General features: G+C 70.2%; 22 protein-coding genes. 13 read left to right on the top strand and 9 right to left on the bottom strand.

The window, feature by feature from the left end:
- Position 1 precedes the first annotated feature (1 nt).
- From MUU77_RS06485 to MUU77_RS06495, 3 genes are read right to left on the bottom strand one after another with little or no spacing between them, the layout of a single operon-like run.
- On the bottom strand, positions 2 to 946 hold the full coding sequence (locus tag MUU77_RS06485) for a class I SAM-dependent methyltransferase (protein ID WP_245092968.1): 945 nt from the start codon (positions 944 to 946) through the stop codon (positions 2 to 4).
- 34 nt (positions 947 to 980) lie between these two features.
- Entirely contained in the window at positions 981 to 2,957 is a 1,977-nt protein-coding gene (asnB, locus tag MUU77_RS06490) for an asparagine synthase (glutamine-hydrolyzing) (RefSeq protein ID WP_245092970.1), read from the bottom strand.
- Between the two features lie 31 nt (positions 2,958 to 2,988).
- Entirely contained in the window at positions 2,989 to 4,179 is a 1,191-nt protein-coding gene (locus MUU77_RS06495) for a glycosyltransferase (RefSeq protein WP_245092972.1), read from the bottom strand.
- A gap of 95 nt (positions 4,180 to 4,274) precedes the next feature.
- Between MUU77_RS06495 and MUU77_RS06500 the strand changes: the two genes are divergently transcribed.
- From MUU77_RS06500 to MUU77_RS06515, 4 genes are all read left to right on the top strand, one after another.
- The gene (locus MUU77_RS06500; RefSeq protein WP_245092974.1) at positions 4,275 to 5,309 is read left to right on the top strand and encodes an acyltransferase; all 1,035 of its coding nucleotides are present in this window, start codon (positions 4,275 to 4,277) and stop codon (positions 5,307 to 5,309) included.
- Between the two features lie 94 nt (positions 5,310 to 5,403).
- The gene (locus tag MUU77_RS06505) at positions 5,404 to 6,222 is read left to right on the top strand and encodes a class I SAM-dependent methyltransferase (RefSeq protein WP_245092976.1); all 819 of its coding nucleotides are present in this window, start codon (positions 5,404 to 5,406) and stop codon (positions 6,220 to 6,222) included.
- Positions 6,219 to 7,724, top strand: a complete 1,506-nt coding sequence (locus tag MUU77_RS06510) for an oligosaccharide flippase family protein (protein WP_245092978.1) — start codon at positions 6,219 to 6,221, stop codon at positions 7,722 to 7,724. The genes MUU77_RS06505 and MUU77_RS06510 overlap by 4 nt, the downstream gene beginning before the upstream one ends.
- A complete protein-coding gene (locus MUU77_RS06515) occupies positions 7,721 to 8,350 on the top strand; it encodes a hypothetical protein (protein ID WP_245092980.1) in 630 nt (209 codons plus the stop codon). The genes MUU77_RS06510 and MUU77_RS06515 overlap by 4 nt, the downstream gene beginning before the upstream one ends.
- Positions 8,351 to 8,360: 10 nt before the next feature.
- Here MUU77_RS06515 and MUU77_RS06520 read toward each other — a convergent pair whose 3' ends face one another.
- Genes MUU77_RS06520 through MUU77_RS06545 form a run of 6 tightly spaced genes read right to left on the bottom strand, consistent with a single transcriptional unit; the run spans position 8,361 to position 15,147 of the window.
- The gene (locus tag MUU77_RS06520; protein WP_245092982.1) at positions 8,361 to 9,458 is read right to left on the bottom strand and encodes a GNAT family N-acetyltransferase; all 1,098 of its coding nucleotides are present in this window, start codon (positions 9,456 to 9,458) and stop codon (positions 8,361 to 8,363) included.
- Complete coding sequence (locus MUU77_RS06525; RefSeq protein WP_245092984.1) at positions 9,455 to 10,597, bottom strand: GNAT family N-acetyltransferase; 1,143 nt, start codon at positions 10,595 to 10,597, stop codon at positions 9,455 to 9,457. Before MUU77_RS06525 ends, MUU77_RS06520 begins: the two co-directional genes overlap by 4 nt.
- Entirely contained in the window at positions 10,581 to 12,641 is a 2,061-nt protein-coding gene (locus MUU77_RS06530; protein WP_245092986.1) for an NAD-dependent epimerase/dehydratase family protein, read from the bottom strand. The genes MUU77_RS06525 and MUU77_RS06530 overlap by 17 nt, the downstream gene beginning before the upstream one ends.
- 27 nt (positions 12,642 to 12,668) lie before the next feature.
- On the bottom strand, positions 12,669 to 13,844 hold the full coding sequence (locus tag MUU77_RS06535; protein ID WP_245092988.1) for a glycosyltransferase: 1,176 nt from the start codon (positions 13,842 to 13,844) through the stop codon (positions 12,669 to 12,671).
- A complete protein-coding gene (locus tag MUU77_RS06540) occupies positions 13,837 to 14,448 on the bottom strand; it encodes a class I SAM-dependent methyltransferase (RefSeq protein WP_245092990.1) in 612 nt (203 codons plus the stop codon). The genes MUU77_RS06535 and MUU77_RS06540 overlap by 8 nt, the downstream gene beginning before the upstream one ends.
- A gap of 27 nt (positions 14,449 to 14,475) precedes the next feature.
- The gene (locus MUU77_RS06545; RefSeq protein WP_245092992.1) at positions 14,476 to 15,147 is read right to left on the bottom strand and encodes a hypothetical protein; all 672 of its coding nucleotides are present in this window, start codon (positions 15,145 to 15,147) and stop codon (positions 14,476 to 14,478) included.
- Positions 15,148 to 15,333: 186 nt separating this feature from the next.
- Here MUU77_RS06545 and MUU77_RS06550 point away from each other — a divergent pair, with 186 nt between their 5' ends.
- The 9 genes from MUU77_RS06550 (at position 15,334) to MUU77_RS06590 (ending at position 25,440) form a co-directional block, all read left to right on the top strand.
- Positions 15,334 to 16,401 (top strand): polysaccharide deacetylase family protein, encoded by a 1,068-nt coding sequence (locus MUU77_RS06550; RefSeq protein WP_245092994.1) that lies wholly within the window; start codon positions 15,334 to 15,336, stop codon positions 16,399 to 16,401.
- A 21-nt stretch (positions 16,402 to 16,422) separates the two neighbouring features.
- Entirely contained in the window at positions 16,423 to 17,718 is a 1,296-nt protein-coding gene (locus MUU77_RS06555; RefSeq protein ID WP_245092996.1) for an O-antigen ligase family protein, read from the top strand.
- Complete coding sequence (locus MUU77_RS06560; RefSeq protein ID WP_245092998.1) at positions 17,715 to 19,265, top strand: oligosaccharide flippase family protein; 1,551 nt, start codon at positions 17,715 to 17,717, stop codon at positions 19,263 to 19,265. Before MUU77_RS06555 ends, MUU77_RS06560 begins: the two co-directional genes overlap by 4 nt.
- Positions 19,262 to 20,611 carry a phenylacetate--CoA ligase family protein gene (locus tag MUU77_RS06565; protein WP_245093000.1) on the top strand — a complete coding sequence of 450 codons (1,350 nt, stop codon included), beginning with the start codon at positions 19,262 to 19,264 and terminating at the stop codon, positions 20,609 to 20,611. The genes MUU77_RS06560 and MUU77_RS06565 overlap by 4 nt, the downstream gene beginning before the upstream one ends.
- A gap of 7 nt (positions 20,612 to 20,618) precedes the next feature.
- On the top strand, positions 20,619 to 21,767 hold the full coding sequence (locus MUU77_RS06570) for a glycosyltransferase (RefSeq protein WP_245093002.1): 1,149 nt from the start codon (positions 20,619 to 20,621) through the stop codon (positions 21,765 to 21,767).
- A 31-nt stretch (positions 21,768 to 21,798) separates the two neighbouring features.
- The gene (locus MUU77_RS06575; protein WP_245093004.1) at positions 21,799 to 22,440 is read left to right on the top strand and encodes a polysaccharide deacetylase family protein; all 642 of its coding nucleotides are present in this window, start codon (positions 21,799 to 21,801) and stop codon (positions 22,438 to 22,440) included.
- An 87-nt stretch (positions 22,441 to 22,527) separates the two neighbouring features.
- Positions 22,528 to 23,727, top strand: a complete 1,200-nt coding sequence (locus MUU77_RS06580; RefSeq protein WP_245093006.1) for a hypothetical protein — start codon at positions 22,528 to 22,530, stop codon at positions 23,725 to 23,727.
- Positions 23,724 to 24,515, top strand: a complete 792-nt coding sequence (locus MUU77_RS06585) for a glycosyltransferase family 2 protein (RefSeq protein ID WP_245093008.1) — start codon at positions 23,724 to 23,726, stop codon at positions 24,513 to 24,515. Before MUU77_RS06580 ends, MUU77_RS06585 begins: the two co-directional genes overlap by 4 nt.
- A 1-nt stretch (position 24,516) precedes the next feature.
- A complete protein-coding gene (locus MUU77_RS06590) occupies positions 24,517 to 25,440 on the top strand; it encodes a glycosyltransferase family A protein (RefSeq protein WP_245093017.1) in 924 nt (307 codons plus the stop codon).
- Positions 25,441 to 25,442: the final 2 nt, after the last annotated feature.

Here is a 25,442-nt window from a genome sequence, read left to right on the forward strand (position 1 = left end):
TTCAGCCGGCGGTCGTCGAGGCCGGCTTGCGCGCGATGAAGTCCACGCTGGTGATGCAGAGCTGTTCGGCAGGTACGTCCGCGAACTGGGGATGCACCGGCATGGTGGCCAGTTGCTTCATCCGCTCTTCCCGGGTGGTGCGGGTGTCGAGATCGATGTCGAAGCCGTGCCGTCGCGCGCCATCGACGAACCAGTGCGCGCGCAGGCGGTTCTGGTAGAGGAAGGCGTTGTTCCAGCGCTGCCATTCTTCGTCGGAGTAGCGCAGGTAGTTCAGCTGGTGGACGTTGCGGTCCACGTACGCGTAGTGGTCGCCGCAGTTCACCGAATGGAACATCACCCCGCGCGGCGACAGCACGCGCATCGATTCGGCATACATCGCATCGATGACCTCCGGCGGCACGTGTTCCAGCACGCTGTTGGAGAACACCACGTCCACCTCGCCGTCGGCCAGTGCCGTGCGGGTGGCGTCGGCCGGGGCGCGGTAGTCGATCACGCCGCCGGTGGCCATGCCCAGGTCGGCGCCGGCGCGCAGGCGTTCGAGCAGGGCGCGGTGGCGCTGTCCGACCTCCGTCAACGGCACGCCGGCGGCGGTGGCGATGCGCGGCAGGAAACGGCCCAGGATGTCCGCGCACTGCAGGGTCAGATCCATCCGCAGGTGGGGGTTGAGGTCGTAGGTCGTCACGCGGCCGGCACCGGCCAGGTAGCAGGCGAAGGGAAAGGTGGGGTACCAGCCCGTGCCGATCTCGAAGCAGCGCAGCCCCGGCAGCGTCACGCCGGCCCCGCGCAGGTGGCCGATCATGATCTCCCAGTCGTCCACCTTGCTGGCCAGTTCGCCGTCGAAATCGCGCAGGCCGCCGAAGCGGCGCTGCAGGTGGAAATGCAGCGTGTGCCCGCCGGGCAACGCGCCGAGAACCTTCTGGATGATGCCCTTGACCCGCCAATCCATGCCTTGATCCCCTCGAAGTGCGACGCGGCCGCGGCTAGGCGACGGCGCCGGCCGGTTGCGCCGCCGGTGCCAGGCGTGCTTCCACCGTCTGCCGGTGCACCAGCATCGTCGACAGCACGCCCATGAAGGCCTGGTTGTCGCCGAAGCCGGTCGCGCGTCCCTGCCGGCATTTTTCCACCAGGCGTGCCACCGCAGCGGGGTCGAAATAGCCGGCCTCGCGGATCGCTTCCGGCGACAGCAGCTCGGCGACGTAGTCCAGCGGCTTGCCGTCGAAGAAGAAGCTCTGGCTGTCCGGCGCGCGATAGGGTTGCTTGGTCCGCTGCACGATGTCCGTGGGCAGCAGGCCGGCCAGCGCGCGCCGCAGCAGGTACTTCTCGGTCATGCCGCGGATCTTGAAGCTGGGCGGCAGGCGGTTGGCGAATTCGATGACGCGGTGGTCCAGGTACGGGAAGCGACCCTCGATCGAGTTGGCCATCGCCACCCGGTCGCCCTGCGACGACAGCAGGTATCCGGCCAGCAGCGACTTCGCCTCCACGTACTGGTCGCGGGCCAGGTCGCTCCAGCGCGCCAGCTCCGCCGGCAGCGTCTGTTCGTAGGCCTCCAGCGCATCCCAGCGCATGGCGCCGGCGCGCAGCTCCGGCGACAGGAAGGCCAGCGCGCGCTGCGAGGTGGTCCAGCGCGGCACGTGCGCGAAGATCGGCCGGTGAAGGTGTTCCATGCCCTGGCCGAAGAACGATTGCGCGAACGCCGGATTGCTCACCGGTGAGTTCTGCAGGTAGCCGTACAGCTTCTGCAGCAGGCGCGGCCGCATCCGCGACTCCGGCTGGCGCGCCCAGAAGCGGCGGATCTTCGCTTCCTTGAACAGGTCGTAGCCGCCGAACACTTCGTCGGCGCCTTCGCCGGTCAGCACCACCTTGTAGCCGTGCCGGCGCACGCTGCCGGCCAGCAGCATCAGCGGGATGGGGCCGGTGCGCAGGACCGGCGTCTCGGTATGGCGGATCAGGCGGGGCAGCGCTTCGCCGATGTCGCGGCGGGTGCAGGTCAGCGTGGTGTGCTCGGTACCGAGGTGCCGCACCATCGCCTGCTGGTGCACGCTCTCGTCGAACTCGCCGTCTTCGAAGGCCACCGAGAACGTGCGCACCGGCGTGTCGGTGAAGCCGCGGATCAGGGCGACGATGCCCGAGGAATCCAGCCCGCCGCTGAGGTACGCGCCCACCGGCACGTCCGCGCGCAGTTGCAGGCGCACGGCATCGACCAGCAGCTCGCGCAGCGTGTCCGTGGCCTGTTCCAGCGTCTGCGGGTAGCGCGCGGGCGAGGTGTCGCGCGCATCCGGGAACGTCCAGTCCCAGTAGCGGCGCAGGTGCTGGCGGCCGTCGCGTTCCACCGACAGCACATGCCCGGGCGGCAGGCTCTGCACGCCCTGGTACAGCGTGTCCGGGTCCACCGGGGCCCAGTACGTCAGCGTCTGCATCAGCGCCTGCGGTTCCAGGTGGGCGCACTCGGGCAGCACGGCCAGCAGCGACTTCACCTCCGAGGCGAACCACAGGCGGCCGCGCTGGCGCGTGTAATACAGCGGTCGGATGCCGGCGCGGTCGCGCGCCAGCACCAGGCGCTGGCGCTCGCTGTCCCACAGGGCGATGGCGAACTGCCCGTTGAGGTGCTGGACGAAATCCTCGCCGTAGCGGTCGTACAGGTGCACGATCACTTCGGTGTCGGACTGGGTGTAGAAGTGGTGGCCCTTGGCCTGCAGCATCTGCCGCAGTTCGATGAAGTTGAAGATCTCGCCGTTGAAGACCGTCCACACCGTGCGGCGCGGGTTGTGGATGGGCTGGTCGCCGGTGGACAGGTCGATGATCGACAGTCGCGCGTGCGCCAGGCCGATGCTGGGCGCGGCATGGAAGCCGAAGCCGTCCGGCCCGCGGTGCGCCAGCGGATGGATCATCCGTTCCAGCCAGGGCCGTGCCTCGGTGGAGACCACGTCCGGACCCATGAAACCCGCGATTCCGCACATGTATCGCTTCCCCTGTCCCTAGTAAGAATCGTCAGGCCGAGCCGGCCGCATACGCGGCGCGCGCCGGGCCCGTGCGTTCGGCGAGCGCTTCTTCGCAGGCCAGCAGCGTGTCGCGTGCCACCTGTTCCCAGTCGCGCGAGAAGCGGCGCGCAAGCGCCGCCTCGTCCCAATCCTGCGCCAGGGCTTCCGCCAGTGCGTCCGCCAGTGCGTCCGCGTCGCGGGCCGGGACCAGCAGGCCGCTGGCCGCATCGACCACCTCGGGGATGCCGCCGACCGGCGTGGCCACCACGGGCCGGCCGCAGGCCAGTGCTTCGACCAGGACGTTGGGATGGCCTTCGGAATAGCTGGGCAGCGTGACCAGGTCGGAGGCCACCATCCAGCGCGCGACCTCGGCCGGTGCCTGGCTGCCCGCCAGCTGCAACGGCAGCGCGGGTTCGGCGGCCAGGGTCGCGGCGAGTTCGGCATACAGCGGGCCGTCGCCGACCAGCACCACGCGCGCCCGCGGCCGGGTGGCGAGCAGGCGACGCGTGGCGTGCACCAGCTCGCGCAGGCCCTTCTCGGGTACCAGGCGGCCGACATACAGCACCACCTCGGCGTCCTGCGCCAGGCCCAGCGCCGCGCGTGCGGCCTGGCGGTCACCGGGCCGGAACAGGGCGGCATCGCAGCCGTTGGGAATGGCGCGGATGCGTTCGGGGTCGGCGCCGTACTGCTCGGCGGCCACGCGCCCCAGGTCTTCGCTGACCACCAGCAACCGGCGCGCGGCGCGCACCACCGGACGGGTCAGGCGACGGCTGACGGCATCGCGCACGCGCAGGTCGGAACCGCGCGCGCCGGCGAGGAACGGTACGCCCGCCTCGCGCGCGGCGCGTAGCGCGCCATAGCCATCGGGATACAGCCAGTACGCCAGCACCACGTCGGGCGCGAAGGCCCGCACGGGCCTGGACAGGGCGCGCGCGCACAGGTGGCCGTTGAAGGGACGGCTGACCGCCGGCAACGCGGGGTAGGTGACGTAGTCCACGTCGCAACCCGGTGCCACGGCCTGGTGTTCCGCGGGGCGGTACAGATAGCTGCGCGGCCGTGCCCAGCCCGGATAGGTGGCGATGGGGCTGAGCACCTTCACTTCCGCCAGTCGCGACAGCTCGCGCACGGTCTGGTAGACCGGGCGTCCGCGATGGGGCTCCCCGGCGATCGGGAACTGGGAGGTGACGATCAGGATGCGCATGCGGGGAGGAGGGAAATGGACGGGATGCGGGGCTGTCCGCCGCGTGGCGCGGTTGCCGTTGTAGGAGCCGAAGCATGCCGAGGCAGGGGGACAGGATGGGTCACGAAACGTCTACGCCCTCACGGATGGTGGAACTGGATGCCCTGCGCGGCATCGCCGCCGTCGCCGTGCTGGGCTACCACTTCACAACGCGGTATCAGGAACAGATCGGCCATGTGGGCGGCATGCCGGTGAACCTGCTGGCAGGCAAGTACGGCGTCTATCTGTTCTTCCTGATCAGCGGGTTCGTGATCTTCATGACGCTGGAACGCACGCGCACGGCGGCGGACTTCGTGGTGTCGCGGTTTTCCCGGCTGTTCCCGGCGTACTGGGCGGCCGTGCTGCTGACGGCGGCGGTGGTGTACACGGCGGGCCTGCCGCTGCAACGGTTGCCCGCGGGGCAGGCGCTGCTCAACTTCACCATGGTGCAGGAGATCCTGGGCGCCGAGCACCTGGACGGTTCCTACTGGACCCTGCAGATCGAGTTGTTCTTCTACGTGCAGATGCTGTTCTGGTTCGTGGTGGGACAGCTGCGGCGCATCCACTGGATCATCGGCGGCTGGCTGCTGCTGGCGACGGTGGAGGGCCTGTGCGAGAAGTACCACTGGCATTTTTCGTACTGGGTGCGGGAGCTGATGATCCTGCGCTTCATCCCGTTCTTCGCGATCGGCATCCTGTTCTACCGCCTGCACCGTTACCCGGCGGAGTGGCGGCTCGACCTGACGATGCTGCTGTGCGCGCTGCTGGCCATCGCCGTGGGCGAGCGCCCCATCTTCCTGCCGGTGGCGCTGGCGTGCTGCGCGATCTTCGCGTTGTTCGTGCGCGGGCACCTGAGGTTCCTGGACTCGCGCTTGTTCGTGTTCCTGGGGTCGATCTCCTACGCCTTGTACCTGGTGCACCAGGCGATCGGCTTCGTGGTGATCCACCATCTGGAGCGGCACGGCGTGCCGGCCTGGCTGGCATGCATGGCCGCAGCGCTGGCGACGCTGGCGCTGGCCACGCTGCTCCACGCCACGATCGAGCGCCCCGCCATGCAGCGCATCCGGGATGCATGGAGGGCGTCGCGGATGCAGGCGCTGTCGCCGCGATGACATCCGCGCCCTACCGCCCTCGCTGGCCGGCGTCCCGGCCGACGCACACCCGGGAATGCCACGACGGCGAGCCCGCGCAGGAGAGGATCCGGCCATGAAGGAACCCTATCTCACCCGCTTCAAGCAGTTGATCCTCAGCGGCTCGGCCAGTCGCGACATCCATGATGCGGGCGACACGCCCACGGCGCCCGGGCGCGACGGCGCGCGCGCCTCCGCGGCATTCCTCATGCGCGAGGTGGACCGCGTGCGGATGCATGCCGCCGGCCTGTGCGTGCTGCTGGCCGACCACATCGCCACGGCGGCCATGGTGCTGGACGTGGGCTGCGGCACCGGCGGGACGACCGTGGCACTGGCCTTGTCCGCGCTGGCGCCGAAGCGGGTGATCGGGGTGGATGCCGACGCCTCCACCCTGGAGGCCGCCGAAGTGCGCGCGCTGGGGCACGACCTGCAGCCGCAGAGGGTCTCGTTCCAGCATGTGCCGGCAGGCGAGCCCCTCCCGTTCGCGTCCGCGTCGTTCGACCTGGTCACCTGCGTCTCGGTGCTCGAATTCATCACCTTGCCGGCCGCGCGCGAGCGATTCATCCGCGAACTGCTGCGCGTGCTGCGCCCGGGGGGCTATCTGTTCCTGGCGACGCCCAGCCCGTTCCGCCTGCGCGACTATCACTCGCATCGCTTGTTCGGCGACTGGCGGCGCACGCCGGGGCATCCCTGGGCCACGCCGCCCTGGGTGATCGCGCGCTGGCTGCGCGGACAGGAACGGGTTCCGCTGGCGGTCTATCGGGTCAGGCGAAGGCGCGCCCTGCGTTTCGCGGGTCCATTGGCAGGGCTGCTGCAGTGGGCGTTCCCCTGGCAGCAGTGGCTGGTGATAAGGCGCGAAGCGCCGGGGAGCGAGCGCGGAGCAGGCACGGGATGACGGTAACAGGACAGGGGGGCGCGGGCGGACTGGGCAAGGTCGCTTCTTCGGCGGCGTACGGGATCGTGGGTGGATTGTTGGGACGCGCCGTGGGGCTGGTCGGCACGCTGCTGATCGCGCGCCACCTGACCCCGGACATCGTGGCGGAAGTCACCGTGGCCACGGTGGTGGCGCTGACGGGCAACTGGATCGCGGCATGGGGATGCGGGCAGTACGTGGTGGTCCGCGGCGGGGAAGGGCGGGACGCGGTCTTCGCCGCCACCCTGGTCTATCTGCTTGCGGGCGTGGCGATGATCGCGCTGCTGTGGTGGGCCCGTCCCTGGCTCGCGCTGTGGATGCAGGCGCCGCGGGTGGCCGACTACCTGCCCGGCGCCCTGCTCGGCATCGGAATCCGGCGCCTGGGGGCGATCCCCGACAAGCTGCTCGCCCGCGACATGCGCTTCGGCCGGATCGCGCTGGGCAGCGCACTGGGGGATGTGGTCTACGCCGTGGTGGCGGTGTCGCTGGTCAGCACCACCCCGCTGGGAGGGCAGGCGATGATCATCGCCTTCGTCGCGCAGTCCTGCGTGATCGCGGCCTCGACCATCACGGCGGTGCCCTGGCGCGACTGGTTGTGGCCGGTGCGCGTGACCACGGCACGGCTGCGCGACCTGCTGCGTTTCGGCGCGCCGGTGACCGGCGAGATCGTGCTGAGCGAGGGTGCCCGCTACTGGGACAAGCCCTGGGTGCTGAAGCTGCTCGGCGCGCACGATGCGGGCAGCTACGGCATGGCCTTCAATCTGGCCCAGTTGCCCGCGGTGTACGTGGGGGGGCATGTGGGCGCGGTGATGATGCCCGCCGTGGTCCGTGCGCTGCCGGGCGAGCGGCCTGCCTTGATGGTGCGGGCGCTGGCGTTCGCCGCGCTGTTCCTGTTCCCGATGGCCGCCGGGCTGGCCGCGTGCGCGCCCACCCTGGTGGCCACCCTGTTGCCGGCCACCTGGCATCAGGTGGCTCCGTTGTTGAGCGTGCTGGCCATCGCCTCGCTGCCGGCGGCGGGCAGTTTCATCCTGTCCTCTTTCCTGGCAGCGCATGCGCGCAACCACCGGCTGATGTGGATCGAAGCGGCGACGGTGGCCTCGCTGGCCGCCATGTTGTGGGCGCTGTCCCGGGCCGGCGTGGTGGTCGCGTCGCTGGCGGTGGCCGTGGCGGCGTTGCTGCAATGGGGCTTGACCGTGCGGGCCTGTCGCCAGGACGGCCTGCGCCTGCGGGGGCTGGTGCGGCCGTTGCTGCGCGTGGCGTCCGGGTGCGCCGTGATGGTGCTCGCCGTGCTGGCGTGGCGCCACGCGATGGGCGACCGGCTTGCGGTGGCGCTGCAACTGCCCGCGGAGGTCGCCGTGGGCGCGGTTGTGTATGGTGGCGTCCTGTGGGTGGGCGCGCGCGATCTGGTCGTCGATGCGTTCGACGCCCTGGGGCTGTCGCGCTTCCTGCCGGAAAGCGCGATCGGGGAAGGGGGAACGAGATGATCGGATTCGATGCCATTGCGCTGCTGCGCAGGCCTGCCGCGACCGAGCGCACGCGGGTGCTGGACGAGGGCCAGCAGTTCATCGAACTGCGCAGCAGCGAGCTGGACCGCCTGGTGGCGGCGTACCGGGCCAACGGGATGTCGGGCCGTCCGGAACGCCTGCAGCGCCGGTTCGACCATGGCATGCGCTGTTTCGGCATCGACGAGCGCGGCGAACTGATCGCATGGTTCTGGGCGCTGCACGGCGTGCCGCGGTACTTCGACGAGCTGGCCTGGCAGATTCCCCTGTCGACCACGCAGGTCTGGCTGCGCGATGCCTTCGTCGTGCCCCGGCGGCGCGGCCGCCGCCTGCTGATCGCCATGATGGGGGCGGGCATCGACGTGGAAGCCACCCCAGCGGAGTACTTCTCCGATGTCAGCGTCTCCAACCTGCCCTCGTTGCGTGCGCACCGCTCGCTGGGGTTCGAGCGCTTCGCCACGGTCAGATGCCTGCGCCTGGGCGCACGCTGGTGGTGGCGGAGCGCGCCGCCGGCGGGGTTGCCCACGCCGACCGGGCTCAGGGTGGAGGCATCGCGGCTGGTGTTGTCGCCGGAGGAACTGGCCTGGCATCGCGCGCAGATGGCGTGAGCGTGCGGCGTCAGTCGTCGTGGCCCAGCCGGTAGGCGAGGGGGCGCAGCGGGCGGGCGGCGAGGATCGCCGTACGATGGAGCGCGCCCGCGTGCAGGATGCCCGACACCATCGGCTGCCGGTCCGGCAGCAGTTCCGCCAGGTAGGACGACGCCTGCGCCTGGCTGTCGAACACGAGCAGCGCCGGCCAGTGGCTGTCGAGCGCCTGCAGCAGGTGCCATTCGTTGAGCTTGCCGGGACTGCAGGCGGCGAACGCGGGATCCCAGCCGGTCTTGAACCCCCCCAGCACGCCCCCGCACAGCAGGTTGCTGCTGCTGGCCACCACCCGGTCGCCGCACAGCGTTTCCACGAAGACCAGATGGCCGCCGCCGGCAAGGCGTGCCGTCATTTCCAGGAAGAAGCCGCGTTCGGCGGCGGACGCCTGCATCGAACTGCCCCGGGTTCCCTTCCAGCCGGCGTGTTCCAGCGCCAGATGGCGTGCCGCGGCAGCGGCATCGGCCTGCGCCCCCTGCAGGATCCGCAGGCCGACATCGCCACGCTCCTGCAGCCGGCGCAGGCGGCGTCGCAGGTCCTTCGCCACGCCCGCGCCCACCCGCGCGGCCGCGGGTACGTCGTCCGGGTGCCGGCGCAGCACCGGGCGCAGGGAAGCGGCGGTCTGCATCCAGTGCAGGCCCACGGCACTGCGCAGCGCCTTCCACATGTCGCTGTCGGCGGCGACGCAATGCCAGCGGATCGCGCGTTCGCGCCAGCTACCGCGGCGCATCAGCCCGGCGATCGCCTCGGCCACCACGCCGGCCTCGCCGCGGCGGTGCAGGAGGCCGGACTGGAAGGCATGCCGGTGCCGGTAGGCGCACCAGTGGGGCAGTGGCACGAACAGGTCCGGCGCGCGACGTTGCAGGCAGGTCAGCGCAAGCAGCTCGCCGCCGCGCTCCACGGTCAGCACCACCGGCGGAGCATCGGGTGTCAGCCAGCGCGCCGCGGCCTGCACCATGCCGGGCAGCAGCGCGGGAATGCCGGCAGGCGCATCGCGCGCCAGCGACTCCCATGCAGCCATGTCGGCGGGCGCCAGTGCATCCAGCGGACGCAGGCGTGTCCGCAGCCCGTTCACGGCAGGGCGTCCTGGCCCCGCCGGCGCCGGTAAAGATCGACGATGCGCGCGCGCCAGCCCACCCGGTCGATGCTCAGCCACGCCATGCTGCCTTCGGCCATCGCCAGCGAGCGCTTGTACTCGGCCTGGCCGGCCATCAGTTCGTAGCGATCGAAGCCATTGCCCAGGAATTCATTGATGGCGGTGGCGACCAGCAGCAGGCCCGGGCTGCCGGTGCGTCCCACGCGCCGGTAGTCGATGCCGGCCTGGTAGAAGTACGCGGTACCGCGCCACACCAGATGGTAGAGGTAACCCACGACCGCATCCCCGGCCTCCAGGCGCATCAGGTGCACGCCGGCGTCCGGGGATGAGGCCTGGATCAGCGCGCGGTGGAAGGCCACGATGCGCGGGTCGCCGAACGCGCCCTTCTCACCCGCATCCTCGTCCCAGTGCGCCTGGTGCAGGCTTACCAGCGCATCGAAGAAGGCCAGGCGCTCGCGGGTGCCCATCGCCACGGCGCAGGCCAGCGGTCCGAACGCATCCACCAGCCTGCGCGCGGTGCGGCGCAGGTGCGCACGCGTGCGGCTGCCGGGGACCGCAACCACATAGTCGCTGCCATCGTGGCGCAGACCCGCCAGGTCCACGTACGGTGTCGGCCTGCGGCTCATCTGCAGGCGCAGGCGGGGCGAGCGGATCTGCTCCAGCGGAATGTCGTCCATGTCGATGCCGGGCAGGTAGAACGTCAGCCAATGGCGCTCATGCGCTTCGAAATGGGCGATGCAGGCGGCCAGGGCATCGTGCTCGCGGCCGGCGACCGACAGCAGGCCGTTGAATTCGATGGTGATGCTGTCCAGCGTGCGGTCGCCCATCTCGTGCAGGCGCACATGCTTGAGGCCCAGCGCGAAGCCGCGGCGCTGTTCGACGACGATGCCCAGCGCGATCGGCTGGCCATCCTCGCTGACCGTCAGCAGGCGCGCGCGCGCGCGCGGGCACAACGTGGCCAGCCAGGTGCCGATCCAGCACCAGCTGAGGAAGAAGCTGGCGCGGCTGCGCGTTTCCAGCGCGCGCCAGCGGGCTTCCAGCACGTCCATGGCGGGCAGGCGCTCGACCCGCACGTCATGCCGCGTGGCGGGCGCGCCGCTCTCAGCCGAACGTCGCATCCAGTCCTTTCTCCACGCCGGTCCGCGGCGTCCAGCCCAGTTCCGCGCGCGCGGCGGTGGTGTCGAAGTTGGCCAGCGGCCGCAGCGAGCGCACGCGGTAGCGCGTCAGCGGTACATCGCGGCGCAGGACCTTGCCCAGCTGTTCCACGCCCAAACCCAGCAGCATGAACATCCAGCGCGGCACGCGCACCACCTTGACCTCGTCGCCGAGCTTGCGGCGGCATCGCGCCAGGTAGTCCTGCTGGGTGATGCGCGAGGTATCCACCACGTTGAACACGCGCTGCGCGGGCAGTGGCGCCTCGGCGGCGCACAGCAGCGCATCCACCACGTCGTCCACGTACACCAGCGGCAGCGCCTGCGCGCCATCGCCCACCGCGACCCAGCGGCCGGCCAGCCCGATCACGCCGTTGGGCGTGACCTTTTCCGCGCCCGGGCCGAAGATCTGGCCCGGCCGCACGATGATGGCGGCCAGGCCGTGCGTGGCCACCGCCTCCAGCACCATGCGCTCGGCCGTGAGCTTGGTCTGGGTGTAGGCGCCGCGCCATTCGGGGTGCGGCTCCAGCGGCGAGGATTCGGTCATCACCGCGGCCGGATCGCGGCCGGCGTGGTCGAACACGCTCATCGAGCTCACGTACACCAGGCGCGCGGTCGATTCGGCCACGCAGGCGTCGATCATGTTGCGCGTGCCCCAGACGGTGCCGGCTTCGAAATCGCGCGGGCCGCCGCGCATCGCGGCGCCCACGTGGTAGATCAGCGGCACGCCCTTCACCGCATGGCGGACGATGCGCGGATCGCCCAGGTCGCCCACCACGGTCTGGATGCCCGCATCGCCCGCGTAGGCGGCCACCGGGCGGCGCACCAGCACGCGCACGGTCTTGCCCTGTCCGCGCAGGCGCGCCACCACGCGCCTGCCGAGGAAGCCGGCGGCACCGGTGACCAGCGCATCGGCCGGCGGCAGGTCGACGTAGCGCGATTCCAGCAGCGCGATGCGCTCGGCGTCCGGCGCGGCGCAGGCCGGCTCCAGCAGGCGCGCGATGCGCAGCGCATCCTCGCCGGTGAACGGAGGCGATGCGTTGTCGCGGACCGCCTTGGCGAACTCGACCGCGCCGCGGCGGATGCCGGGCGAAGGCTTGAGCATGCCGGTGGCGAAGCGCACCACGTTCCACGGTACGCGGAACACGTCCTTCACCGCGCTGAAGAACGCATTGGCGACGATGCCGATGAACTTCGGGCCCGGCAGCACGCGATGGATGCGGCAGGTCTGCAGGAAGCGGTCCACTTCGATGGTGCCGCGCGTGCCGCGCACGAACACGCGGTTCTCCATGGGGCGCGCATTCCACGACAGCAGCAGGCGGCCCACGCCGTCGCGTGCATGCGCATGCGCCTGCCACTCGTCGAAGTGCAGGTTCGGGTCGGTGCCGCGCGCTTGGTAGTCCACGCGCAGGTCCCGCACCGGGCCGAGGAAGGCCTCCAGGGTGTAGAGGCCATGCACGCCCAGGTCGCGGAAGGGATAGGAACCCTGCGTGACCGAACCCGGCAACGGGCCGCCCGCGTAGGGCGGGTATTCCGAGTTGCGCACGATCTCCACCGAGACCACGTCGCCGATGCGTCCGTCGCGCACGGCCTGCACTGCCTGCATCAGGACCGGATCGAACAGGTCGGAATGGTTCACGCCCAGCTGCAGCTGGCGCGTGCGCGCGGCGGCGATCATAGCCTCGCAGTCGGCCACGGTGTCGGCCATGGGCTTTTCCACCAGCACGTGGCAGCCCATTTCCATGGCCTGCAGGGCGATGGCCGCATGGTAGGCCGGCGGCGTCAACACGTAGACGGCCTGCGGCTGCAGGTCGGCAAGGTCTTCCAGGCGGGCGGCCACGCGCTTCACGCCGAAACGGTCGGCCAGCGCCTGCGCGGCGGGCAACTGCGGGTCGCAGATGCCGACCACATCGACGAAGTCCAGTTGCTTGAGCGCGGCCAGGTGGTGGGTGGCGACGTAACCGGCGCCGACAAGTGCGACGCGCAGGCGGGTGGAGTCAGGAACGGTCATGAGTGGGGGGTCGTCAAGGGGAGTTGTTCATCGGCGCGCCAGTGCCTGCGCCACGGTCGCCAGCACGTCATCGACGCGGCGGTCCCAGGTCTGCGCCGCGACGGCGGCCACGCGCGCCTGGGCGGCGGCATCGCTGTCTTCGGCCAGCGCCTGGTCGAGCGCGGCCAGGAAGCCTTCGCGATCCTCGGCGATGCGGACCCAGCGGGAGAACTTGGCGATCTCGGGGTTGTACGTGCTGACCACCGGTTTGCCGGTGGCCAGGTATTCGCGCAGCTTCAGCGGATTGGCATTGGCGACCTGGCGGTTCATCCGGTACGGGATGATCGCCGCATCGAAGGCCTTCGCCCAGGTCGGCAGCGTGGCATAGGGTTGCGGGCCGGCCAGGCGCACATTGGGAAGCGCGCGCAGCGCGGACACGTCGGCGGCGGCGTGGCCGACCAGCAGGAAACTCCATTGCGGCCGCGCCTGCGCCAGCCAGGCGATCAACTCGATGTCGATCCATTCGTGCAGCGAGCCGATGTAGCCGACCACGGGGCCGCTCAGGCCGCGTGCGCCCTCGGCGACCGGCGTTTCCGGCGCACGCGCGGAGAGGAACAGGTCCAGGTCCACGCCGTGGGGCGCATAGGTGGTGGTCGGGTTGATCGCCTGCTTGATGGACAGCAGCGCGGGCGGCGCGACGAACAACTGGTCGGCATCCAGGCTCAGCGCCTCGTCGCGCCGCCCGATCAGGTCCGCATCCACCCCGGGATGCGCGGCATAGTCGTCGATGCAGTAATACACGCAGAAATCCTCGCCCAGCCGGTGGGCGAGGAATCCCGGGTGCGGTACCACGAACCACGAGAGGTAGCGTTCGATGCCTGTCTTGCGCAGCGCGCGGCGCACGGCCCAGCGGCTGAACACCCGGTTGAAGGCGTCCACACCGGGAATGCGGCGGAACGGCAGCTGCGGCACGGTGCAGTGCCACAGGCCCTCGCGCACCTGCACGGGCGGTTTGAGCGCGGCCGCCAGTTTGCGCCAGGCGCGCTTGAGGTCGCGTCCGGAGGTGGTGGGTGCGCGCATGCCGGGCGAATCCACGTACAGCACCGGCATGCGCCGGGCCAGGCGGAGGGCGATGTGGTGGCTGCTGGTGCGGTTCTCCGCGTTCCAGTCGTTGCCGAAATACACCACGCCGCGCCCATCCAGGGCGGTCGAGGGGTCACTCATCGCGCCACCAGCCGATCAGCCAGGCCGTGCCGCCATGGTGGATCCAGGTCTTCTGCAGGCCGGGGATGGCTTCCACGTGCGCCCCAACGCGGGCGCAGGCCGGGGCGAAGAACGTCACCAGCCCGTTGCGGCCCAGGTGGCGCATGCGTGCCAGGGTGGCGGCCGGATCGCTCAGGTAGTAGAGCACCTCGCAGGCGGTGACCAGGTCGAAGCGGTGGCGCTGCTCGCCCCAGGGCTGCTGGAACAGGTCGGCGGCGGCGAAGTGCGCCTGCGGCAGGCGCACACGGGCGCGCTCGATGGCGGCCGGACTGACATCCAGCCCGTACTGTTCGTCGCTGAGCCGCGCCAGGTACTGCGTCTGGTGGCCTTCGCCGCAGCCGATCTCCAGCACCGAGCCCACGCGGCCGAACGCCTGTTCGATGACCCGGTTGGTGGCCTCGAAGCGTGCGCGCTCCATGGGCGACTCCATGTTCCAGGGGTCCGGCATGCGGTACGCCAGTTCCAGCCGTGCGTGGTTGTCGTTGCCGCCCACCCCGCGCAAGGCGTACTTCATCCACAGGCGGCGCTGGGCCTTCCTCAGCAATCTGGCGGTATCGCTCCACATTCCGCGTTCCCCTTTCCCTGTCGTGCTTCAACCGCAGTCCGACGCGCCACGCGACCCTTCGGCCGCCTGGTGCGCAGAATCCCGACCCACCTGCAACGGCCTTGCCGGCGCGCTGTACCAGCCGCTGACCTTGCCGCATTCGAAGTCCACCCAGGACGGCCCGTACTGCCAGCGTGCGGCGTGTTCGACGGTGGGGCTTCCCAGGATGCGCCGTGCCTGCTCCGTATCCATGCCCAGCTCCAGCTGCCTGGCGGGGCGCGGCATCCAGGCGGCCGCGGCGCTGTCGCCCGGTCCGGTCGGATCCAGCGTGGGAATCGAGGTGCGGTGCGCACCCAGCCAATACAGCAACGCCGCCAGCAGCGCGCCGGCCAGCAGGTAGCGCCGGCGTCCGCGCGGGGGCGCCGGCGCTTCGCTATCCGGCATCCAGGCGTCGCTGCGGTGGGGCGGTGCCGTTGCGTGCGCAGGCCGCGGGGGCGCGGACGCACCCGGAAGACGGCCGTGCAGCCGATGGAAATCGAGGGTGGCTTCGTACATCCGGTTCAGGCGCTGCAGCCGCGGCAGGTCCGAGGCCTCTCCCTGCATGTCCGGGTGCAGGGCGGCCACGCGGCGGCGATAGGCCTGCTTGAAGGCATCCATGCCGCATTCGGCGTCCAGCCCCAGTTCTTCGTACATGCTGACGAAGTCGGTATCTTCCGACATTGGTGGCGCGCCCCTGTTTCGCCGTCGGCGCCTGTCCGGCGCGTGGTGTCCGCTTTACCTGCAATACGCGATCCGCGGGCCGATCCGGCCAGCCGCGGCACTGGCCGCGCTCGCGCCCTTTTCGCGTATGTACCTGCACAGGCAAGGTTGCCGAACATGCGGAAGATGATGGCCAGGGGATCATCGGTGAGCGTCGCGGCGCGCGTAGGACGCCGCCAGTTGCTGGCACGCTGGTGCCACCGGCTGGGCGCGCTGCCATTGCTGAAGCGGGTAAGGCCGGCCGCGCGCGGGGAAGCGCGCGTGCTGGCGTACCACCGTGTGCTGGAGTCCGCCGAGCCGCAGGACTTCAGCTTCGACCCCGAGCTGATCAGCGCCTCGGCCGAGGCGTTCCGCGAACAGATGCGCCACCTGAAGGCGCACTTCGTGCCGATGCGTTTCGACGAGGTGCTGGACCACCAGCAACGTGGCGTGCCGCTGCCGGCCGGTGCGGTCCTGGTGACCTTCGACGACGGCTACGACGACAACTACCGGGTCGCATTCCCGATCCTGCGCGAACTGGGCATGTCGGCCATGTTCTTCGTCTCCACCGGACATATCGATTCGGGCCGGCCCTACGCGTACGACTGGCTGGTGCACATGCTGTGCTCGGTCCCCGCGGGCGAGCGCCTGCACGTACCCGCACTGGACATCGACTGGCGCATCGAGGCGGCGCTGCCGGAACGCCGGCGACAGGCCGCCGACCTGCTGTACCGGGTGAAGCTGCTGGATGACGACATGCAGGCGGATCTCGTTTCGCGGCTGGAAGAGGACTGGGGCATCCCGCGCGCGGCCGGGCACCCGGACTGCCGTCCGATGAGCTGGGACCAGCTGCGCGAAATGCAGCGCGGCGGCATGGAGATCGGCTCGCATGGCGTGGACCACCGCATGCTGGCCAAGCTGTCGCCGGGGCGCATGGTGGACGAGGTGCGCGGTTCCAAGCAGGCGCTGGAACGGGAGCTGGGCGTGCCGGCGCGGGTCATTTCCTATCCGGTGGGCGGGCCCGACGCCTTCAATCACGACACCGTGCAGGCGGTGCGAGAGGCGGGGTTCGACCTCGCGTGCAGCTACGTGGCCGGCGTGAGCCGTCCGGACCCGCGCACGCGGTACGCGCTGCCGCGGCTGCCGGTGGAGCGGCACATGGACATGCCATGGTTCCAGGCGATGATGGCGATGCCGGAACTGTTCACCTACGCCTCGCGATTGCGTACCGGTTGAGGCAGGGGAGCGACAGGGGACATGTTCTATTTCTTGATGGTGTACCTGGTGCTGGTGCTGATCCGGCCCCAGGACTATCCCGCGGTGGCCGAATCGCCCGGGCCGCCGCTGCAGTCGATCGCGCTGGTGCTGGCGGCCGGCCTGTGGCTGTTCTCGCAGCGCAAGTCGTTCAACCAGCCGCAGTACCTGCTGATCCCGGCGTTCCTGCTGGTGGCGATGGTGTCCAAGGTGGTGAACGGCTGGGCGGGAGGAGCGCTCTTCGTGTTCTTCGTGTTCGCGCCGGTGCTGCTGGCCTATGTGCTGCTGGCCAATGCGGTGGATACGCGCGCGCGCCTGCAGGCGGCGATGGGGGTGTTCGTGATCTGCGCCTCGGTGCTGGCGGTCCACGGCATCGAGCAGGCCAGCACGGGCATCGGCTGGACGGGGGTGGAGCTGTCGCAGGGCACGCGCATCCAGTACGTCGGCATCTTCAACGATCCCAACGACCTGGGCATGCTGTTCGTGATGTGCCTGCCGATGGCGTTCTACCTGAGCAGCCGCGGCGGCTGGCTGGGGCTGAAGCGCTTGTTCTGGTGGACGGCCATCGTGCTGCTGGTATGGGGCTGCTATCTGACCAATTCGCGCGGCACGCTGCTGGCGCTGGTGGCCATGCTGGGCGTGTACGTGTGGCGCACCCGCGGCGTGGTGATGGCCGCCCTGATGGGCGTGGGGGCGCTGGGCGGGCTGATGATGCTGCCCTCGCGCCTGCAGGAGATGGAAGTCTCCGAGGCATCGGCCATGGGGCGCGTCGAGTCCTGGTACGAAGGCATCCAGATGTTCATCGGCAGCCCGGTGTTCGGCATCGGCGCCGGCGGCTACTCGGACCTGCACGAACTGACCGCGCACAACTCCTTCGTCCTGGTGCTGGCCGAGACCGGCATCATAGGCTTCACGATCTGGCTGGCGATCGTGGGCTACTGCTTCCGCATGATGCTGGCCATCGTGGACCGCGGCGACGACATCATCGACGACGTCCCCCTGGAGGTGCCCGACGAGGTGGCCCTGAGGGACTGGAAGGCGGACCGGGCCCTGAGCCTGTGCCTGCTGCTGTCGCTGACCGGCTTCTTCACCGCGGCCTTCTTCCTCAGCCGCAGCTATGTCGTCATCCTGTACCTGCTGGTCGCGCTGGTCGTGGGCCACTACACGCGGATGCGCGCTACGTATCCCAGCCTGCCGGTGTTCTCCCTCGAGAAGGATCTCATCCGCTGGCCTTCCTACGCCGTAATCGGCGTTATTGGCCTGTACCTGACCGTGAAGGTCCTCCTGGCCCTGGCATGAACGACCGCTCGCGCACGCTCAGCAACACGTTCTTCTCTTCGGTGGGCATGTACACCGAGTACGTGCTGGGCATGCTCACCTCGATCATCATCGCCCGCCACCTGGGGCCCGACGGCTTCGGCACCTACAGCCTGGTGATCTGGCTGGTGGCCGTCGGCGTGGCCACCACCAACTCGGGCACGGCCAGTGCGGCGATCAAGTTCGTGGCCGAGCTGCGCGGCGCCGGCCACCTGGAGCAGATCCCCTACGTGCTGGGCTACCTGCGCAAGGCGCAGCGCGTGTTCATGCTGTTCGTGCTGGCCGGAGGCGCGGCACTGTTCATCTTCGCCGGCGACCATGTCGCCCCCGGGATGAACCACGTGATGCTGCTCGGCTTCCTGGTGGTGGGCGTGGTCCTGCGCTCGTCCTACATGTTCAACATCGGCGTGGCGAAGGGGTTCGAGAACTTCCGGGCCACCGCGATCGTGGCGCTGGTGTCCACGCCGGTCAACCTGCTGCTGGTGATCGCGGCGTGGCAACTCGATGCGCCGGTGGAGTGGCTGCTGGCGGTGTTCTCGCTGTCGGGCATCGTGTTCTACGTGGTGTCGCTGCGGCAGATCCGTCCCTTGCTGCCGCCGCGCCGCGCCGGCGTGGTGCTGCCGCCGGCGCTGCGCGCCAGGATGGGCCACCACATGCGCTGGACGGCGCTGACGGTGTCGGTGAGCTTCCTGGTGGCCAGCGAGGTGGAGGTGATGTTCCTCAACCTGTACGCCGACAGCCACGATGCGGGCCAGTTCAAGGTGGCCTACCAGCTGGCCGTGGGCGCGGCGGCGCTGGTGCCGGGCGTGTTCGGTGCGCTGCTGCTGCCGATGATGGCGGGCGCACTGAGCCAGGGCAGGGAGGTGGCGGCGCGCCGCTTCGTCGGCACCACCCACTACCTGGCCCTGCTGGCGACGCCGCTGATGGCGTTCGGCCTGGTGTTCGGCAACGACGTGATCCACCTGCTGTACGGGAGGGAGTACTGGGCGGCCGGCCCCTTGTTCTCCGCGTGCCTGTTCGCGACCTGCGTGACGACCATGACACAGGGGGCCTCCAGCCTGCTGGTCAGTGCGGACCGCCAGCGCAGCATCCTGGTGCTGGTGGTGATGTGCGGCGTGCTCAAGCTGGCGCTGGATGCGGTGCTGATCGCCCATTTCGCGCTGGTGGGCGCGGTGGTGGCTTACCTGACCGTGGCCCTGGTCAACGCCACGGCGTACATCTCGCTGGCGATCCGCATCAGCCATGCGCGGCCCGCGTGGGGCGCGCTGGGGCGGGTGGCGCTGGCCGGCGCGCTGGCGGCCGCGCTGGCCTGGCCACTGCGTGGCCACCTGGTGCCCTGGGCGGCGGTGGTGCTGGGCGGGGTACTGCTGGTGCTGTCGTATGCCCTGTTCACGCTGGTGCTGCGGTGCTGGAGCCGCGACGACATCGAGCACCTGCAGTTGCTGCATCGGCGGTTCGCCGCGGGCCGACCGCGCGCTGGCGCGCGGCTGCTTGCCTGGGCGCACGCACGCGCAGGGGAGAGCGCATGATGGCCAGTCTGTACGAACCGCTGTTCCGCCACGTCCTGTTTCCCGCCTACGAGTCGGGACTGCGCGGACGCAAGACGCTGGCCTACCTGAGGGAATACGAGCGGCAGCAGTGGCTGGATCCGGAGCGGATCGAGGCGCTGCAGTGGGGCAAGCTGCAGGGTCTGTTGCGCCATTGCTGGGACCATGTGCCGTACTACCGGCAGACCTGGTCCGCGCTGGGCATCGCCTCGCCCGAGGACATCCGCGACCGCGCGCATTTCGCGCGCCTGCCCGTGCTGGACAAGCCCACCATCCGGGCGAACTTCGACAGTCTGATCGCCGACACGCACCGTGCCGGCCTGTTCTACAAGACCACGGGAGGCTCCACCGGCGAGCCCCTGAGGTTCGGCTATACCCGCGAGAGCTACGAGCGCCGGGTCGCGGTCATGTGGCGGGGGTATGGCTGGGCCGGTGCGCGCCTCGGGCAGCGCACCCTCTATCTGTGGGGCACGCCGCTGGGCGCGCAGAAGCGCAAGGAGCGTCTCTACCACGGCGCGTTCAACCGTCGCATGCTCAACGCCTTCGAGATGGACCGCGCGCGCATCGCGGAGTATGCCGACGCGATAGACCGCTTCCGTCCCGAGACCATCGTGTCCTACGTGTCGCCGATCGTGGAAATGGCGGACTGGCTGACCGCCAGCGGCCGGCGCCTGCATGCGCCCGCGCGTATCCTCGGCGCGGCGGAAGCCTTGCACGCGTCGCAGAAGCAGCGCATCGAGCAGGCCTTCGGTGCGCCGGCCTACAACACCTACGGCTGCCGCGAGTTCATGCTGATCGCCGCCGAGTGCGAGCACCGCGACGGCCTGCACGTGAACGCCGACCACCTGGTGGTGGAGTTGGGGCACGGCGAAGGCGCCGGCGCGGACGGTCCGCGCGAGCTGGTCGTCAGCGATCTGCACAACTACGGCATGCCGCTGCTGCGCTACGTCAACGGCGATCTGGCCACGCCGGGCCATGGGCGCTGCGCCTGCGGGCGCGGGTTGCCGCGGCTGGCCAGCGTGGACGGGCGCAAGTTGGATGCGCTGCGGACCCCGGACGGGCGGTTCGTGCCGGGCGAGTACGTGGTGTACGCCTTTCTCTATGCGACCGGCATCCGCCGCTACCAGGTGGTGCAGAAGCGCTTGGAGGCGTTCGAGATCCTGGTCGTGCCAGACGAAGGGTTCGACCCGGGCGTCATCGAGCGGGTACGCAGCGAATTGGTGAAGGTGGTGGGCGACAGCGTGGCGCTGGAATTCCGCCTGACGGACGAGATTCCGCTGACGCCCAGCGGGAAGCAACGTGTCACCGTGTCTGAACTGGGGGGTTAGGAAAAGCGTGGAGATCGTGCATGTCGTCGAGAACCTGGATCGCGGTGGCCTGGAACGCACCGTGGTGGACCTGATCGCGAGCCAGCGCGACGCGGGGCATGAATGCCGGGTGATCTGCCTGTTCAAGCTGGGGTTGCTGGCCAGGGAACTGCTCGCCAGCGGCGTGCGCGTGGATGCCTGCGGCAAGCGTCGCGGCCTGGACCTGCGCGCGCTGCGGCGCGCGCGCGCGCTGATCCGCCAGTCGCCCGGAGCGGTGATCCATACCCATAACGCCATGGCGCATTACTACGCCGTGCTCGCCACACTGGGCCTGCCGGTGAAATGCAGGATCAACACGCGTCACGGGATGGGCGGGCGCACCCGGAGCGGCCGGCAGGAATGGCTGTACCGCCAGAGCCTGCGCTTCACCGACTATGCGGTCGCCGTATGCGAGGCGGCGCGGCAGCGCTTCGCCGCCGACGGGATGCGTCCGCGGCGCGCGCTGCTGGCGGTGCCCAACGGCATCCGCCTGGAGCGTTTCCGGCCCGCCGACGACGTGGCGCGCCAGGCACTGGTCGCCGAGCTGGGATTGCCGCCCGGCAGCCGCATCATCGGTACCGTGGGCCGGCTGCAGCCGGTGAAGGACCACGCCCTGCTGCTGCGCGCGTTCGCGAAGGTCAGGATGCAGGTGCCCGAGGCGGCGCTGGCGATCGTCGGCGATGGTCCCCTGCGCGCTGCGCTGGAGGCCCAGGCCGAACAGGCGGGGCTGTCGGATGCGGTGCGCTTCCTCGGCGACCGCCACGACGTGCCCCGGCTGCTGACGGGGATGGAGGTCTTCGCCCTGTCATCGGCGAGCGAGGGCTACTCGGTCGCTTTGCTGGAAGCGTGCGCCTCGTCGCTGCCGATCGTGGCGACCGACGTGGGAGGCAACCGCGAAATCGTCCGCCATGGCATCAACGGCCGGCTGGTGCCGTCGGGCGATACCGCCGCCATCGCCACCGCGCTGATCGCCCTGCTGCGGGGTGGCGAACAGGCCGCCGCCATGGGGCGGGCGGGGTATGCCTGGGCCCAGGCGGAAGCCTCGTTCCGCACCATGGCCGAGCGCTACCACGGCCTTTACGATGCTTCGCCCGAACTGCCTTCGGCGACCATGGCGCTGCAGGGACGCACATCATGAACGTTCCGTTCCTGCCGCCGGCCGCACCGCCATGAATCCGCGCCCACGCCGCCTGCGACTGCTGCGCTTGCTGCCCAACGGCTGGCTGATGACGTCCGGCCCGACGGCGGCGGCGCGCAGCCTGTACCTCACCTTCGACGACGGCCCCCACCCCGACCACACCCCCGCGCTGCTGGACTTGCTGGCCGAGTACGGCGCCAAGGCCAGCTTCTTCCTGGTCGGGCGCGAGGTGGAACGCCACGATGCGCTGGCGCGCCGCATCGCGTCGGAAGGGCACACGCTGGGCAACCATTCCTATTCGCACCCGCGCTTCGAAGCGCTGACACTGGGCGAGCAGCTGGAAGAGATCGAACGCACCGAGCGCCTGCTCACCGGCATCGACGGACGCCGGCGGCACGCGTTCCGGCCTCCGCGCGGCGTGCTCACTCCCGCGATGCTGGCCAGGCTGGTGGGGCGGCGCCACCGCATCGACTACTGGTCCTACGACAGCCTGGACTACAGCCGCCGACCGGTGCCGGAGCTGCTGGAAACGATCCAGCGCAACCCGCCGCGCGGCGGCGACATCATCCTGATGCACGACGACAGCGAACACTCGCTGGAGTTGCTGCGTGCGTTGATTCCGGCCTGGATGGCGCAGGGGTTTTCGCTGCGCGCGTTGCCGCACGTGCGTTGAAGCCGGCGGTCCCCCGTGGCCGGTACGCAGCCCTCGCCGCGTTCTCGATGGTGACGGGGCGCATGCCGACGGGACCAAGGGGGGCACGTGGACATTCTGGTGTGGGTGGCAGCGGCGGCGGTCGCGATCCTCGCGGCGACGGCGGTGGCGGTCTGGGCGCTGTTGCGGTCGCGCAACATGGAGATCTGGATCGGCAGCTATCTGCGCCGCCCGCGGGTGACGGCCACGCCGGGTCCCGTGCACGTGATGTTCTGCTTCGTCGACCACTTCGAGCCCATGTGGCACGGCGCGGACGAGGCCACCCAGCGGCAGCGTGTCGACCGCTGGTGCCGCGACTATCGCGCGCTGGCGGCGCGGCACCGGGATGCGGACGGGCGTCCGCCGCAGCACAGCTTCTTCTACCCCGAGGAAGAGTACGTACCGGAGTACCTGGACAAGTTGTCGGCGCTGTGCGCCGAAGGCTATGGCGAGATCGAGGTGCATCTGCACCACGACAACGACACCGAGGCCAACTTCCGCGCAGGCATGTCGCGCTTCTGCCGGGTGCTGCACGAGCGGCACGGCGCGCTGCCGCGCGATCCGGCCACGGGCGAACTCCGGTTCGGCTTCATCCATGGCAACTGGTGCCTGGACAACTCGCGGCCGGACGGACGCTGGTGCGGCCTGGACAACGAGCTCATCCTGCTGCGCGAACTGGGCTGCTACGCGGATTTCACCCTGCCGTCCGCGCCTAGCGATACGCAGACCCGCACGATCAACAGCATCTACTACGCCACCGACGATCCGCACGCGCCGAAGTCGCACGATACCGGCGTGCCGGTGCGCGTGGGCGGGCAGGCCAGCGGCGACCTGATGCTGATCCAGGGCCCCCTGGGACTGAACTGGAAGGACCGCCGCATGGGCCTGGTGCCGCGCATCGAAAACGCCGATGTCCGTGGTGGGCAGCCGCCCACCCCGCAGCGCGTGGATGCATGGGTCAGGGCCGGCGTGCACGTACAGGGTCGCCCCGACTGGGTGTTCGTGAAGATCCACACGCACGGCACCCAGGAAGGCGACATGGATACGCTGCTGGGCCGGCCGGTGGACGCGATGCACGACTACCTGGAGTCGGCGTACAACGATGGCCAGCGCTACGTGCTGCACTATGTGAGCGCGCGCGAGGCCTACAACATCGTGAAGGCCGCCGAAGCGGGCCTGCAGGGCAACCCCGGCGACTACCGCGATTTCCACCTGCCGCCGCCGCGCGCGTCCTGGGCCGGCGGGCGGCAGGCGCAGGCGGCGGCATGAGTGCGGTGAAGTCGGTGGCGGACCCGCAGGCGCCGCTGGTCAGCGTGGTGATGCCCGTCTACAACGCGCAGGCGACCATGGCGCGCTCGATCGATTCGGTGCTTGCGCAGACGCACCGCGAGCTGGAACTGATCCTGGTGGACGACGGCTCGCGCGACGGCTCGGCCGCCATCATGGAGGCCTACGCCGCACGCGACGCGCGCGTGGTGGCGGTGCGCCAGGCCAACGGCGGCGTCGCCGCCGCACGCAATCGCGGCCTGCGGGAAGCACGCGGCACGCACGTCGCCTTCCTGGACAGCGACGACTGGTGGGACCCCGAAAAGCTGGCCCTGCAACTGGCGCACATGGCGCGGACCGGCGCGCGCGTCTGCTACACCGCCTATCAGCGGGTGGCCGAGGACGGCCGTGCACTGGGGCAGGTGGTGCCGCCCGAACGGGTGGACTACGCCGGCATGCTCTACAGCAACCGCATCGGCAACCTCACCGGCATGTACGCGCGTTCGCTCGGCGAAGCGGCTTTCCAGAAGACGGGCCACGAGGACTACGTGTTCTGGCTGGACCGGGTACGCCGTGCCGGTCACGCCGAACGGGTGCCGGAGGCGCGTCCGCTGGCGTACTACCTGGTGCGGGGAGGCTCGGTATCGGCCAACAAGTTGCGCGCCGCCGGCTGGCAATGGCGCATCTACCGGCATGTGGAACGGCTGACGCTGCCGCGGTCGGCCTGGTGCATGCTGCATTACGTGGCCCATGCGCTGCTCAAGCGAAACCCCCTCTCCAGGCCCGCCTGACGTGTCGTCTTCTTCCTCCCCGGGCTTCGGCGACTATGCCGTGGTGATTCCCGCCTACCGCGCCGCGGCCACGCTGGCGCGGGCGCTGGACAGCGTGATGGCGCAGACGCTGCCGCCCCGCCAGGTGGTGGTGGTGGACGACGGCTCGCCCGATGGCGAGGACCTGGCGCGCATCGTGGCCGGCTACCGCGGCAGGGTCGCGCTGGTGCGGCAGGCCAATGCGGGACCGGCGGCGGCGCGCAACGCCGGCGTGCGCGCCACGTCGGCGGCCTGGGTGGCGTTCCTGGACGCGGACGACAGCTGGCTGCCGCACAAGATGCGTGCGCAGATGGCGCTGGCGGCCGACCCCGGCGTCGGCCTGGTGCATGGCGGTGCGCGCGAGGACCGCACGACGCTGCCCGCTGAGATGGATTTCGACCTGCTGTGGCGCAGCAACCGGATCTGCACGTCGATGAGCGTGGTCAGGCGCGAAGTGTTCGACGCGCTGGGCGGGTTCTTCGACGGCGGCGAACTCATCGGCGCCGAGGACTACAGCCTGTGGCTGCGCATCGCGCACGCCGGCTGGAAGGTGCGCGCCTGCCCCATGCTGGTGGGTCACTACACGCCGGCGCAGGGCAGCCTGACCAGCCGCATCGAACGATGCGCGGCCGCGGAGATATTCAACGCGCGGATGCTGGGCGAGATGCTGGCGCTGCCCGCGGCGATGGTGCGCTGGAAGATACGGGCGATCCGCACCGATTTCGCCCGCCACCTGATCCATGCGCGCAGGCTGCGCCCGGCGCGGCGGCTGCTGGCGCCCGCCCTGTGCGAGCGCCCCACGCTGGAGCGGATCGGCCTGATGTCGGTCAGCTGCCTGCCGGTGCAGGTGCTGGACGTACGCCGCCGCCTGCGCTTGCGCGGGCGGCGGACGCTGCGGAACCCCTGACG

It is taken from the genome of Pseudoxanthomonas sp. F37, from assembly GCF_022965755.1.
Lineage (GTDB): Bacteria > Pseudomonadota > Gammaproteobacteria > Xanthomonadales > Xanthomonadaceae > Pseudoxanthomonas_A.

Excerpts from the sequence above, each read along its gene's own strand:
- MUU77_RS06565 (WP_245093000.1), top strand. The coding sequence starts at position 19,262 with ATGATGGCCAGTCTGTACGAACCGCTGTTCCGCCACGTCCTGTTTCCC.
- MUU77_RS06530 (WP_245092986.1), bottom strand. The coding sequence starts at position 12,641 with ATGACCGTTCCTGACTCCACCCGCCTGCGCGTCGCACTTGTCGGCGCC.
- MUU77_RS06495 (WP_245092972.1), bottom strand. The coding sequence starts at position 4,179 with ATGCGCATCCTGATCGTCACCTCCCAGTTCCCGATCGCCGGGGAGCCC.
- MUU77_RS06525 (WP_245092984.1), bottom strand. The coding sequence starts at position 10,597 with ATGCGACGTTCGGCTGAGAGCGGCGCGCCCGCCACGCGGCATGACGTG.
- MUU77_RS06540 (WP_245092990.1), bottom strand. The coding sequence starts at position 14,448 with ATGTGGAGCGATACCGCCAGATTGCTGAGGAAGGCCCAGCGCCGCCTG.
- MUU77_RS06560 (WP_245092998.1), top strand. The coding sequence starts at position 17,715 with ATGAACGACCGCTCGCGCACGCTCAGCAACACGTTCTTCTCTTCGGTG.
- MUU77_RS06545 (WP_245092992.1), bottom strand. The coding sequence starts at position 15,147 with ATGTCGGAAGATACCGACTTCGTCAGCATGTACGAAGAACTGGGGCTG.
- MUU77_RS06585 (WP_245093008.1), top strand. The coding sequence starts at position 23,724 with ATGAGTGCGGTGAAGTCGGTGGCGGACCCGCAGGCGCCGCTGGTCAGC.
- MUU77_RS06515 (WP_245092980.1), top strand. The coding sequence starts at position 7,721 with ATGATCGGATTCGATGCCATTGCGCTGCTGCGCAGGCCTGCCGCGACC.
- MUU77_RS06485 (WP_245092968.1), bottom strand. The coding sequence starts at position 946 with ATGGATTGGCGGGTCAAGGGCATCATCCAGAAGGTTCTCGGCGCGTTG.
- asnB (WP_245092970.1), bottom strand. The coding sequence starts at position 2,957 with ATGTGCGGAATCGCGGGTTTCATGGGTCCGGACGTGGTCTCCACCGAG.
- MUU77_RS06500 (WP_245092974.1), top strand. The coding sequence starts at position 4,275 with ATGGGTCACGAAACGTCTACGCCCTCACGGATGGTGGAACTGGATGCC.
- MUU77_RS06535 (WP_245092988.1), bottom strand. The coding sequence starts at position 13,844 with ATGAGTGACCCCTCGACCGCCCTGGATGGGCGCGGCGTGGTGTATTTC.
- MUU77_RS06575 (WP_245093004.1), top strand. The coding sequence starts at position 21,799 with ATGAATCCGCGCCCACGCCGCCTGCGACTGCTGCGCTTGCTGCCCAAC.
- MUU77_RS06555 (WP_245092996.1), top strand. The coding sequence starts at position 16,423 with ATGTTCTATTTCTTGATGGTGTACCTGGTGCTGGTGCTGATCCGGCCC.
- MUU77_RS06505 (WP_245092976.1), top strand. The coding sequence starts at position 5,404 with ATGAAGGAACCCTATCTCACCCGCTTCAAGCAGTTGATCCTCAGCGGC.
- MUU77_RS06510 (WP_245092978.1), top strand. The coding sequence starts at position 6,219 with ATGACGGTAACAGGACAGGGGGGCGCGGGCGGACTGGGCAAGGTCGCT.